6 protein-coding genes are annotated in these 13,965 nt (G+C 44.4%); 2 read left to right on the top strand and 4 right to left on the bottom strand.

Features of this window, described 5'->3' with window-relative positions; genetic code table 11:
• Positions 1 to 91: 91 nt before the first annotated feature.
• Both QUB12_RS10680 and gloA2 read right to left on the bottom strand, forming a co-directional pair.
• Positions 92 to 1,384, bottom strand: coding sequence for an endonuclease/exonuclease/phosphatase family protein (locus tag QUB12_RS10680; RefSeq protein WP_333306683.1), 1,293 nt, complete (start codon positions 1,382 to 1,384; stop codon positions 92 to 94).
• A 117-nt stretch (positions 1,385 to 1,501) separates the two neighbouring features.
• Positions 1,502 to 1,888 (bottom strand): SMU1112c/YaeR family gloxylase I-like metalloprotein, encoded by a 387-nt coding sequence (gene gloA2 / locus QUB12_RS10675; RefSeq protein WP_333306681.1) that lies wholly within the window; start codon positions 1,886 to 1,888, stop codon positions 1,502 to 1,504.
• 311 nt (positions 1,889 to 2,199) lie between these two features.
• Between gloA2 and ilvC the strand changes: the two genes are divergently transcribed.
• Positions 2,200 to 3,249: a ketol-acid reductoisomerase gene (gene ilvC, locus QUB12_RS10670; RefSeq protein WP_333103730.1), complete on the top strand. Its 1,050-nt coding sequence runs from the start codon at positions 2,200 to 2,202 to the stop codon at positions 3,247 to 3,249.
• Positions 3,250 to 4,185: 936 nt separating this feature from the next.
• Here the strand turns inward: ilvC and QUB12_RS10665 are convergent.
• A complete protein-coding gene (locus QUB12_RS10665; RefSeq protein ID WP_333140467.1) occupies positions 4,186 to 5,844 on the bottom strand; it encodes an alpha/beta hydrolase in 1,659 nt (552 codons plus the stop codon).
• Positions 5,845 to 6,246: 402 nt separating this feature from the next.
• Between QUB12_RS10665 and QUB12_RS10660 the strand changes: the two genes are divergently transcribed.
• Positions 6,247 to 11,805, top strand: a complete 5,559-nt coding sequence (locus QUB12_RS10660) for an AAA family ATPase (RefSeq protein WP_333140469.1) — start codon at positions 6,247 to 6,249, stop codon at positions 11,803 to 11,805.
• Between the two features lie 61 nt (positions 11,806 to 11,866).
• On the opposite strand, the gene QUB12_RS10655 is transcribed toward QUB12_RS10660, so the two are convergent.
• On the bottom strand, positions 11,867 to 13,870 hold the full coding sequence (locus tag QUB12_RS10655; protein ID WP_333140471.1) for a cation:proton antiporter domain-containing protein: 2,004 nt from the start codon (positions 13,868 to 13,870) through the stop codon (positions 11,867 to 11,869).
• Positions 13,871 to 13,965: the final 95 nt, after the last annotated feature.

Here is a 13,965-nt window from a genome sequence, read left to right as displayed (position 1 = left end):
AAAATTCAGTTTTATTGTGGAACGGGCATCTTGCCCGTTCCTAAAAATAATGAAAGATCCGATTTCTAATCAGTCACTGCTTTAACTTCCTTCAAATGACCAAATCTGTAATTAACGGCAAATGATCCGAACCGACATTGCGGCCAGTACGAATCTTCAAAACACCAATTTCTTTGCTGACTAGAAAGTGGTCGATCGGAATATAAGCTAGCGGCATAAAAGTCGGCCAAGTCGGTAAAATGCCAAAGCCCGATCGCGCATTTCGCAAATTTCCAGTTTTTACCATATTTTTGTAGAATGGCGACCACATTGTGGTATTTAAATCCCCAACCACAATCAGCGGATTTTTTACTTGGGCTGCATACTCGCCGATGCCTGCTAGCTGTTTATTGCGATCGATAAAACTCTCCTGTTTGACTGGCACTGTCGGATGAGCAAGAATCAGAGAAATCATTTGACCTTGAAATTTAACATCCGCAAACAAGCTCTTTCTTCGATTTGAAAAAGCTTTAACAGAGGAATTTTCTAAAGGCAGCTTGCTGTATATTGCACTGCCAAATCTCTCAGATTCTTGCTGGGTAGAAGAGTAAGGAAAAATCTCGCTTAAAACCGATAATTCTTTTGCCCAAGTTGAGTTGACTTCTACAAAAACCGCGATATCAGGTTGTTCTGCTTGAACCAGCGAGATCACCTCAGAATATCGCCGATTACTCCTTAAAACATTTGAATGCAAAATCCGCAAGTTGTGTCCGGGCGTTGCTCCTGCAAATGCTGGCGCTGGAAAATACCAAGGAACAATTTCCGCCAAATTAATGATAATGCAAAATGCGCTCACCAGCCACCATATTTTTTTTGAGCGCACGAGAGCGAAGAATATAAAAGTAGAGAAACCAACCAGCAGATATTGTAGTTTAAAATGAGAACTCAATTCAAAAAAAATGTTGAATTCTCCCAGATAACCGACTATTGACAATACGGTATTTACAGTTGCTGCGATAATAAACCATTTTAAAATTACGTACTTCAAACTAAGGTTTTTGTTGGGTATGCTGTGCATCACCGCCCATTTGAGCTTGATTTTGAGGTCGTTGGTAATCAGCAATTTATCAATTTCTGTTACCAGTTGTTCTTCCTGTCCCAACACTCGCCGCTTTTGATAAAATCTCACCAGCAAGCTATCTACCACAAAATAACTAAAATAATTTGCAACAAATCCTACAAATACCAACACACCTAAACCGATCAGCATACCAAAGGAACCGCCGACTTTAACCAAACCCGACCAAACGGCTGCGTCACCTGTTTTCCCTGTAGCTGCTATGGCTATAAATAGCATTAAAGCAGGCAATCCGATCGTGATTGTGTTTCTGATGATATAGTCCATTATACAATTTTAGATTTTAGATTTTAGATTTTAGATTGGAAATGAATGATGCAGTTTGTATAGTCAGCACTACGGACTGGTTGACTTAATAACGGCTTGACCAAATAGAGAGACTCCTTAATTTTCATATATTTCTAACGGTAAGTTGTCGGGATCTCTGAAAAATGTAAACCGTTTTTCTGTAATTTCGTCAAGGCGAATGTTTTCTACTTCTACTTGTTGGGATTTTAAGTAAGCAACTGATGCTTCTATGTCCTCTACGGCAAAAGCTAAATGTCTCAAACCGCAAGCTTCTGGATTGTTAACTCTTTCAGGAGGATGGGTAAATGAGAAAAGCTCGATGGTGTCGCCATTTCCGACTCGCAAATCTAGTTTGTAAGAATTCCTCTCGGTTCGGAAAGTTTCTTTGATAATGGAGCATCCCAATACTTCTACATAAAATTTCTTCGATACTTCGTAATCCGAACAAATAATCGCCACATGATGTATTGCTTTTATTTTCATTTTAAAAAAGTTAGTTAGTTGCGTTTTTCTGAGATGTTACACCATTCTCAATAAGCTTTTTATGAACAGGCTTTTCGGCCTGTTCCACAACAAAATTCACTCTTTGTGGAACAGGCCGAAAAGCCTGTTAAGCGAGAATGGTGCAAGATGTGAGGTTTTTCCAAAAGCACAGCACGCTATTGACAATTATATTTGACGATCGCAGACTCTGCGAGAAACCCTGCTAAATTCAGGGCGAGATCCTTTTATTTTCCCCCGCCCAAATCTTAATCTGAAAAATTTCTGCAAAAAAAGTACCCTACTTTGATAAAATGAGAGTTTTGCAGTCAATCACCCAATTTGCATCTCAGGAGACAAGCACTATGGCCCGTATGTATTACGACACCGACGCGAACCTAGACCTCTTAGCCAACAAAACTGTGGCTATCATCGGCTACGGTTCCCAAGGACACGCCCACGCCCTTAACCTCAAAGACAGTGGCATGAATGTCGTTGTCGGTTTGTATCCCGGTAGCAAATCTGCAGCCAAAGCAACCGACGCGGGTTTAACAGTTCACCCGGTAGACAAAGCAGCCGCCGCTGCTGACTTCATCATGATTTTATTGCCCGATGAAGTTCAAAAAACTATTTACAAAGAACAAATCGAACCGAACCTTTCTGAAGGAAATGTTTTAGCATTTGCTCACGGTTTTAACATTCACTTCGGCCAAGTTGTTCCCCCTGCCAATGTAGACGTAGTAATGGTTGCCCCCAAAGGCCCCGGACACTTGGTGCGACGGACTTACGAACAAGGGGAAGGTGTTCCGAGTTTGTTTGCAGTATATCAAGATGCTTCCGGTCAAGCGCGCGATCGGGCAATGGCCTATGCTAAAGGTATCGGCGGCACCAGAGCCGGCATCCTTGAAACCACTTTCCGCGAAGAAACAGAAACCGATCTTTTTGGCGAACAAGTAGTTTTGTGCGGCGGTTTGAGCGCCTTAATTAAAGCTGGATTTGAAACTTTAGTTAACGCCGGATACCAACCGGAATTAGCTTATTTTGAATGTTTGCACGAAGTTAAACTTATCGTTGACTTAGTAGTAGAAGGAGGCCTCGCCAAAATGCGCGACAGCATCTCCAATACCGCAGAATACGGCGATTTAACTCGCGGCCCCCGCATCGTCACGGATCAAACCCGCGCCGAAATGCGTAAAATTCTCAGCGAAATTCAATCCGGTCAATTTGCCCGCGAATTCGTTCTCGAAAACCAAGCCGGCAAACCGGGCTTTACCTCCATGCGCCGTCAGGAAGCAGAACATCCTATTGAAGAAGTTGGTAAAGATTTGCGAGCTATGTTTAGCTGGTTGAAAAAGCAGGCTTAATCAATTTTAGATTTTAGATTTTAGATTTTAGATGGGAGGACAAATCTAAAACAGTCCTGGACGCCTAACCTCTATCTGTAGGGTGTGCAATGCACACCTTACCGATGGGAAAATCTCAAATCTCAAGTTTAATCGATTACAGATTAGAGATGGGATAAAAAATCTAAAATCTAAAATCCAAAATCTAAAATCGTCATGTTTGGTTGTGCTTCGCTTAACCCAACCTACAAGAAAATGGCTAAGTATTGTTAGAGAAACCGGGTTTCTCGCTGGTAGATCAAAACTATCGACTCGGGCTAGGACTTTTTTGCAATTTCTCAATATCCTGTTGCCTTTTCTCGTTGAAATCTCTCGGCCTCAACCAATCTGGCCACAACCCGACGAAGAACTTTCGACTGGCCACGCTAGTATCTCTTACAGGTTTGGGGAGAAAAGTTAAAGTGTCACCGTAAAGGGTAAACAGGGCTGCCAACAGAAGCAATAGCGGGATAAGATTTTTTTTAGGCATCGCAGTTGGGGAGTAGAGTTTGTGAAAGCGCTTGGTTATATTTTGCCCCTGCACGGACAAAAAATATCAGAAACAGCTTAAGAAGAAAAATAGACCTCAGCAATCTCGGACGCGGCCGTGCCGTTTCCCTACCCCAAAATCATCAATCTTCTTCGATGAAAGATGTAACCATCGCCCGATTAATTGTAGGAAAACGGCACGGCGCGGTGTCCTGACTGTGGGTAATATCAATTCCGATGTCACCGGATTTGATATTATATCATGTCCGATCGATTGACCATAATATCCCGGCCGGGGCGGGTTTTTGAGATTGTCAATTATTGGCAGATATTGTTGGTGAACCCGCCCCTACCTAATTTCGGGTAATTGACCAGAGATCATATTAGTTAATGACTAATCACTAATCACTAATCACTAATCACTAATCACTACTTATTCCTTTGAATAAAAGTTTGCACGACTGTATTAATTTCCGGGGAAATTTCTGTTACTAGCCGCACCGGGATTGCCGATGTAGAAGCAAATTGCGCGTATTCTGGTGTTAGAAAGACGGCATATTTGTCAGCTTCGGCAGTTAGTTGAGCGGCGGTAGCCAAACTTACAGCTTTAATATAATTGCGTATGCTAACAGCTTGGTCGCCGACAAGTTCATCGCCGGTAATTTCTGTGCTGGGTCGGCGAACTTGGTTTAAAGTTGTACTCGGATCTTTGACGCTTAAGTGGGTTGCTCCTACAAAACCGACTAGCCATTTAGGAGATGGAATTTTCGGAAAGCCGGCAATTTGTTCGGCTAAGGCGGGAGTGGTTTTGTCGGCAGAAGATGCTACTATTAATGTGGGAATCTTAATTTTACTTAAGCCCGTTTCTCCAAATAATAATGATGCGATCGGATTCATGGCGATCGCCCTTTTAATCCTCCCATCCCGCAATTGATACCGTTCTTCGGGCAATCCGGCCGCGGCGCACTGAATGCCTTCGCCTAAGCTGAACCCAATCAAGTCCCCTTGACACCTTTGTTTGAGTCCGCTCAATTGCAGTTCGGCGCCGGCCACGGACAAGGCTGTAGCGCCGCCGAAGGAATAGCCAATTATTATCGATCGGTCGATCGCAATTTTCCCCTGCAAGTTATCATCAGTTTGGTTCAATTTTGTCAGTTCGTCGAGTACAAAACTGATGTCTTTGGGACGGTCTAAAAACTCTTGAGGAGCTAGCAACGGACACTTCCCCGCCATCGCAGCATTGGTGTTCGTCTCGTTGCTGCCCGGATGTTCTAAAGCTGCTACCACATAGCCGTGAGACGCCAAATGCTCGGCTAAATAGCGCAAATCCGTGCGGACGGAACCCAAGCCGTGAGAAAAGACGATCGTCGGTTTGTCGGCTGTCGCAGCTCTCGACCAATACACATCAACCGGAATAGGTCGATTGCGGGCGCTATCGTTCAAATCTAGCGCCCGTACCTGCACGACATTAGGGCCTGGCTGGGTTGGATCGAAAGGCAGCTTAAACGCGGGTTTAACCGCTGCTAACTGAGGTGCGATCGCCGCCATAAAGCGCTGAGTTTGCCAAAAACTTACGTTCATATTTCCCAAAACAGCGAAAGCTCGATCGAGATCCACCACCACCCGCGAGCTCGGATAAGATTCAATGAAACTCAATATAGATAAGCCTTCCGGTGCTTTTGCTCCCTGCACCAGAGCGGATCGCAGCGCTTCCACACCCCCACCGTCGCGCCTGGGTATGACAGTAGTCAAATCCGTCAGGATGCCAGTGCCGATGCCCGTATTTAGCAAGTTGCTCAGGCCGACTACATTTAGGGGAATTTTCGCTTGCAGCGCCCGAAAAATTTTACTCCGCTGTTCCTCAGACAGGAGATTGGCGTATGCTTGCAGTTTGGCGGGGACTTTTCCTGTTTCTGCGAGTTCGCGCAAATCCGCAACCGATATTGACGATTCTAAAATACCTTTGCGGATAACAACCGTTTCTGCCGCTTTTACAGAGGATGTCGCGTCGCTGAAAGTGCCGATCGAAATCGAACCCAAAATACTCGCCACCGAAGAAAACCATCTGAAATTTGGTCTGATGCTCATTTTTACGTTATTGAACTAGAGGGGGTATATCACCATATTCTCAAAATTCTCCCAGATACTGAGAAATTATCTCGATCGGGGTGCCAAAGGCTTTGCCTTTGGTATATTTAATTGCAGATCGATAATGCTTCTATTGCCTACTTACAGTTAAATCTAGACTTCGAGAACTTATTAGCCATAATTGTCAAGCAAAGATGGTCATTTCGCTTAAGGTACTAAGGGGAACTGCGGTTGACATAATATTTTGTGTTAACTATAATAAGCAACTAAACCCTATCCTATCGTTTCCGCCGAAATCGGAATCATAATTTTTCGAGTGCAGTGCCAGCGTCCCGCTCGCATCATATCGTTGCCGCAGGCATGAGAAAAAATATACTTACCTCAGCTATCAACATGATTTCAATGAATACCTTGACACTTCCCGACTACCAAATCAGCGCCCCTATCTCCGACGGCTTGAATACCTGCATTTACCGAGGCATTAGAGAATTAGACGAACAACCAGTCATCATCAAAATCCTCAAGGCAGAATTTCCCACCCTCGAACAAATTACCCGCTTAAAAAACGAATATAAAATTACTCAGCATTTACAGGTAGAAAGCATCGTCAAATCCTACAGTCTCGAAACATATCAAAACCGTCTCGCCCTGATTTTAGAAGACTTTGGCGGCAACTCACTCAGCAAAATAATCTCAACAAAACTCAACTTAACAGCATTTTTAAACATTGGCATTCAACTAGCATCAGCACTAAACTCGCTGCATCAAAACAGTATCATCCACAAAGACATAAAACCATCCAACATTATCATCAACCAGGAAACAGGAACTGTCAAACTTACCGACTTCAGCGTCGCTTCCCGGCTGAGCAAAGAAAACCCCCAAATTAACAGTACCAACTTAGTTGAGGGTACGATCGCCTATATGTCTCCCGAACAAACCGGGAGAATGAACCGCACCTTAGATTATCGCAGCGATTTCTATTCCCTCGGCGTCACATTTTACGAAATGCTGACAGGCAAATTGCCGTTTAACAGCAGCGATATTTTAGAACTCGTGCACTGTCACATTGCTAAACATCCCGCGCCGCCTTGTGAATGCAGAACAAATCAAGAAAATGGTGATGAAATTCCGCAAGTTGTTTCTGATATTGTGATGAAGCTTTTGGCGAAAAATGCCGAAGATAGGTATCAGACTGCCGAGGGGATAAAGGCAGATTTAGAAAAGTGTTTGAATAGTTGGCAGACAACTGGAGAAATTGTTTATTTTGTACCGGGACAGTTGGATCGATCGGGACAACTGTCAATACCTCAAAAACTCTACGGGCGAGAAGCCCAAGTCGATCACCTGCTTGCTGCTTTTGAAAGAGTAGGGACACCGCATTGCCGTCTCCTTACGGGTGACGGTGAAAATGTAGGGATACGGCACTGCCGTCTCCCTACGGATGACGGGCGAAGCGAAATAGTCCTAGTTTCCGGTTATTCGGGAATTGGCAAAACCGCTATTGTTAATGAAGTTCACAAGCCAATTGTCCGGCAGCGCGGCTATTTTATCAATGGCAAATTTGACCAATTTAAGCGCAACATTCCTTATGCAGCTTTGATTCAAGCTTTCCAGTCATTAATCGGGCAGTTGCTGACTGAAAGTAGCGAAAAATTGCAAGCTTGGCGCGAAAAATTGTCGGCTGCTTTGGGTGCAAACGGTGCAGTAATTGCTGACGTGATTCCTGACATTGAGCTAATTATTGGCAAACAGCCGGAAGTGCCGCAACTGGGGCCTGCCGAATCTCAAAATCGCTTTAATCGAGTTTTCCGAGAGTTTATCGGCGTCTTTACTCGTGCAGAACATCCGCTGGTACTCTTTTTAGACGATCTGCAGTGGGCGGATTCGGCATCGCTGAATTTAATGCAATTGTTGGTTGGCGATTCGGAAAGTCAATACTTGCTTTTGATCGGTGCTTATCGGGATAATGAAGTTAGTCCGACTCATCCGCTAATGCAGGCGATCGAGCAAATTGAAAAAACGGGCACTCCCGTTCATCATATCGTCTTGCAACCGCTGGATTTTGCGAATGTCTGCGAATTAATCGCCGATACCCTCACCGTTAACGACAAGGTGCAATTGCTGGCTGAGTTAATCTTTCACAAAACGGGCGGCAATCCTTTTTTTATCACGCAGCTTTTGCAAGCACTTTATCAAGAAAATCTGTTAAAATTTGAATTTAGCAGCGGCCATTGGCAGTGGAGTTTAGCGGAAATTCAGGCGATCGGCATTACTGATAAAAGTGTCGTGGAACTGGTAGCCAGCCGCATCGAAAAACTGCCAGAAACAACGCAGCAAATGTTAAAATTGGCGGCTTGTATTGGCGATACATTCAGCCTCGATGTCTTGTCAATTGTCAGCGAACAATCCCCGGCGCGAGCAGCTAGCGAACTCTGGGCGGCACTGCAAACTGGATTGGTTCTCCCGTTGAGCAATGCTTACAAGATTCCGCTGGTTGGAGGCTGGGGATCGGAGAATTTGCGATCGGGGCGGGCCGGGGGGCACAGCCCCTACGAGCAATCGAAGATTTCCTACAAATTCCTGCACGACAGAGTGCAGCAAGCAGCTTATTCTCTGATTCCCGACGGCGAAAAGCAAGCAACGCACTTAAAAATCGGTCAACTGCTGCTAGACAATACTCCCGCCTCCGAGATTGAAGAAAATGTTTTTGATATTGTCAACCAACTGAATGTCGGCGTTGAATTCCTCGCAGAAAAAACAGAAAAACATCAACTGGCCAAACTGAATCTGATCGCTGGGAAAAAAGCTAAAGCATCTAATGCTTACGAAGCTGCTGTCAGATATTTGAATGTCGGTTTGGGACTCATCAACCCCCTTGGCGTGGGAAGTGTAGGGGGGTCAAGTTGGGAGACTGATTATGACTTGACGCTGAACCTGCACGTAGAAGCAGCGGAAGCGGAATATCTCAATACTAACTTTGGGCGATCGCAAGAATTAGCTGATGCCGTTTTGCAACAAGCTACAAACCTGCTCGATCGAGTTAAAGTCTACGAACTGCAAATCCAGTCTTATTTGTCTCAAAACCAGATGATAGAAGCCATCGATACTGGTTTAAGAGCTTTGGGAATGTTGGGAAATTCCCTATCTGAAATCCCCCGAGAGGGTTTGGGTGGAATTAAGTTACCTCAGCTTGATGAAATCGAAAAATTTCCGGTAATGACTGATGACTATGAGTTAGCCACAATGCGGATAATCTCGGCTGTTCTTTCTCCTATTTTTATTGCAAAATTAGAACTATTGCCACAAATTATCTTCACCATGGTCAATTTTTCTATGGAACGGGGTAATTCAGCACTTGGGGCGATCGCCTATAGTTGGTACGGCTTGCTGCTGGCTGGGGTATTCGGAGAGATAGAGGCTGGATATCATTCGGGAAAGCTAGCTTTGAAGCTATTAGACCAATTCAATTCTAAACAACTTAAATGCCAGGTTTATACCACATTTAACGCTTTTATCCGGCACTGGAAAGAACATACCAGAGAGACGATTTTACCTTTAAAAGAGGCGATGCAAAGCGGCTTAGAAACAGGAGATTTAACTTATAGCATTTATGCTGGTTACAACATTTTTACAGGTGCCTTTTTGATGGGAGAACCGCTAAACACTGTCGAACAAAAACAATTGCAATGCTTGATTTTAGCACGGCAACTAAAACAAGAACATTCGATAGACTTAGTTGAAACATGGGGACAGCTTCTTTTGAACTTACAACAAAACTCCGCAAATCAATTTCATGTGGTCGATGAAAAATTTAATGAACAAGAAATGTTGCCGCGACTTAAAAAAACCCATAACAACCTGGGAATTTTTAATTTTTATCTTGGTAAAATGCTGAGTTATTACTTATTTAAACAATCCGAAAAAGCAGTTGCCAACGCATCTTTAGCTGCCGGATATGCACAAGTAGTAATTGGCTTTGCGATCGTCGTCACGCACAATTTTTACTATTCCCTGGCCCTCCTCGCTGTGTATCCAACTGCTGGCAGTGCAGCACAAGAAAAACACTTGATGCAAGTAGCAGCAAATCAGGAAGAAATGCAGAAATGGGCGCACCACGCCCCCATGAATTACCAGCACAAATACGATTTGGTAGAGGCAGAAAAAGCGCGTGTTTTCGGTAAAAATTGGGAAGCAGCAGATTATTATGACAAAGCCATTCAAGGAGCCAAAGAGCAGGGATACATCCAAGAACAAGCACTCGCCAACGAACTTGCAGCCGAGTTTTATTTGTCTTGCAACAAAGACAAAATCGCTCAAGTCTATCTCACAGAATCTTACTACGGTTACATCCGCTGGGGAGCGATCGCGAAAGTCAAAGATTTAGAAGCCAGATATCCCCAATTAGTCGCCCAAACCCTCAACCGAGAAACCAAAACCCGCGATTTAACCGTCACCGCCACCACCACAACCACCAACAGCAATTTTAGCAATGCCTTAGATATCGGCACATTCATCAAAGCATCTCAAGCTATTACCAGCGAAATTTTCCTGGATAAATTGCTCGCCCGTTTAATCAAAATTTTTTTAGAAAATGCCGCCGCTCAAAAAGCAGTGCTGATGCTCTACAAAGATGACAATCTTTTGATACAAGCAGCTTGTACGGCAGAGCAAAATCAAGCCGCCGTCTTGCAATCCCTTTTAGTTGAAATTAGTCAAGATTTGCCCGTCTCGATTGTAAACTATGTTGCGAGAACTCAAAAAGACTTGGTTTTAAACAATGCAGCCTCAGACGGCTTGTTTACCGCCGATCCGTATGTTGTCAGCCGTCAGCCCAAGTCAATTATTTGCAATCCAGTCATTTATCAGGGCCAACTCACAGGCATTCTTTACCTGGAAAACAACTTAGCAGCGGGTGCATTTTCTCCCGAAAGATTGGAAGTTTTAAAGTTGCTCACTTCTCAAGTTGCGATCGCCCTCGAAAATGCCCGACTCTACGGGAAAGAACAAGAAAAATCCCAGCAGCTAGAACAATATTTGCACAAATTGCAGCAAACCCAAGCTCAACTCGTGCACACGGAAAAAATCTCAAGTTTGGGGCAGTTGGTAGCAGGAGTTGCTCACGAAGTCAATAACCCCGTTGGCTTTATTTCCGGCAATCTCCACCACGCTAACGATTACGTACAAGACTTGATTTCCATTGTCAATCTTTACCAGCAGCACTATCCGCAGCCGGTGCCGGCAATTGCAGAAGCCGCAGAAGAAGTTGAACTCGATTATCTCATGGAAGATTTGCCTAAAATGCTGGGTTCCATGCAGCTAGGAACCGATCGCATCCGCGATATCATGCAATCATTGCGGAACTTCTCGCGCATTGACGGCACCGAGAAAAAACCCGCCGACATTCACGCAGGTATCGACAGCACGTTGATGATTTTGCAGCACCGCTTGAAAGCTAAACCCGAACGTCCAGCAATTCAAGTGATTAAAGAATACGGATCTTTGCCGGAGGTTGAGTGTTACAGCGGACAACTCAATCAGGTGTTTATGAACTTGCTCGGAAATGCGATCGATGCTTTGGATGAATCCAACGGCGAGCGCACTTACGCTGAGATTGAACGCGCTCCCAATACTATCACAATTTGCACCGAAGTCAAGGAAGGTTCGGCAACGGATTATGTAACGGATGTAACGGATGTTAGGAAGGAAGAAGTAGGAAGAGGAAGAAAAATCGAGAGTTTTGCGGTGATTCGGATTAAGGATAATGGGCCTGGGATGCCTGAATCAACGCGGTGTAAACTGTTCGATCCGTTTTTTACAACTAAACCAGAGGGTAAAGGTACTGGATTGGGATTATCGATTAGCTATCAAATTGTTGTCGAAAAACACGGCGGGGCGATCGAGTGTATTTCGGAACCGGGAAAAGGTACCCAATTTGCGATCGCAATTCCGTTGGATTAGGATTAAATCTTAACAGCAGATCAATGCAGATTCATAACGTAATCTGCGGTTCAAATATTCCTCAAGATACAGGAAAATAAACAACAAGCATCGAAATATTTTGGTGAGTCCGGGCGATCGCTTCCGGTTCTTTGAGAGTTCCTGGTTTTTCCCACAAATTCTGTTGTTGAGAAATGGTTGTTAAAATCAGCAAATCGTGTTCTAACAAATTCTGCGAAACTAGCTTGATAAAATTTCCCCGCACCCGATTTACTGGTATCTCAGAGAGAATTTCCACCTCCGCCGCACTTTGGTTGCTTTGTTCCCGTTTTGTCGCCACCAACAACACTTGCAAACTCGCCTTAAGTTCCTCGGCCAAACTCTTAGCAATACCCACGGTTTCCTGAAATCCAAACCGAGTCAACTCGCTGTCAGTTACCGCCAAAATAACTCTGGCTGTATTCTGGAGAGGATCGGGAAATCGAGCAATCAGTACGGGTACGGGCGATCGCCTTACCACATTGTCAATGATGCTGCCAAAAAAATTGTCGCGAGTCGTGGAAAATCCCTTCCAACCACAAACTATTAAACTAGCCTCGCGTTCGGTTGCACTCCGCAGAATTCCGCGATCGATCGCATCATCTATCCTCGCGATCGGTTCAACCGCACAAGCAGCCGCATGGGCCACAGTTTCCGCAGCCGTCAAAAGTTGAGTTTGCTGCATTTTATCTGCCGGTGAAATTGCTTCCCCGCGATCGGACAAAATATGCAGCGGCAGTAAAGTTCCGTGAGATGTTTTTGCTAAAATCAAAGCCAAACGCAGCAAATTATCTTCCGTATTCGGATTAGCAACAGGTACTAAAACTCGGTCTCCCCAGGAATGCTTTCCCGAAGTAGCAGCCGGCAAACTCGACCCCGGCTGCTGCATTTGTTGACCCCACCGAGCTACAATCCAAGGAGAAGCCACACAAGTTACTAAAATCATGGCAATGATGCCGTTCACCGTTACGCGATCGACCAATTTAATCTCAAAAGCAACCGTAATCGCCGCCAAAGTAGAAGCAGCTTGAGCAACAGAAAGACCGAACATTACCATAATGCTGGGAAACTCAAAACGAAATAATTTCCCCGGTAGCCAAGCTGCCAAAAACTTGCTCACCACTTCAGCTAAAATCATCACCGCAGCCACCAACAAAGACTGCGGCTGCTTTACCAAAATTAGCGGGTCAATTAACATCCCCACAGAAATCAGAAAAAACGGCACAAACAGCGTATTCCCAATAAACTCAATCCGATTCATCAGGGGACTCATTTTGGGAATAATTTGAGTAATGGCAATCCCCGATAAAAATGCACCAATAATTGCCTCAATTTCAATTAGTTCTGCTGCGTAAGAAACTAGAAATAGGGTTGCCAATACAAATATAAATTCTGCATTTTCGTCGTGTCCAAATTTCTTAAAGAACCAGCGACCGATTTTGGGAACGCCCCACAAAGTAGCAAAAGTGTAGATAGCAAGAGAGGGAATTAGAAACAGCCAAAATTCGATCGTGAGATTTCCTTTGAAAGCTTTAACAACAATTGCCAGCACCAACAGCCCCAACACATTCGTAATTAAAGTCCCGCCCAAAGTCGTAGTAATAGTCTGAGTTCGCATCAATCCCAATTTTGTGAGAATTGGCAGTGCTAAAAGGGTGTGCGTAGCAAAACAAGAAGCGACTAAAATTGCAGCCAGCCAGCTATATCCCAACAGCAACATCGCTGCTGTCCCCAATATCATCGGTAGCGAAAAAGTAGCCAGCCCAAATATGACAGCTTTGTCCGCATTGAGTTTGAGGTCGTCGAGGCTAGTTTCCAGTCCCGCTAGGAACATCAAAAACAGCAATCCTACAGTACCTAACAAAACAATAGTAGCGTCCCGTTGCAGCAAATTGAGACCGTTGGGCCCGACAATTACGCCAGCAATAATTAAACCCACTATTCCCGGTAGTCGCAAGCGCTCAAATACCAGCGGCGCGAGTAGCATGATTGCTAAAAGAACCAGGAAAACGGGAACGGGGGCGGTAATTGGCCCGGAAGTTAACATAAATTTTTTACCCTACATATTGGCAGCGAACTGCTACCAGTTTTAAAAGGAAATAATCAAAATGTCTATCAATCTAAAGAGGTATTATCAATATT

The sequence above is a fragment of the Microcoleus sp. B7-D4 genome (assembly GCF_036705125.1).
Lineage (GTDB): Bacteria > Cyanobacteriota > Cyanobacteriia > Cyanobacteriales > Microcoleaceae > Microcoleus.
Note: the sequence above shows the minus strand (reverse complement) of the source record. Positions and strands in the feature narration are given on the sequence as shown.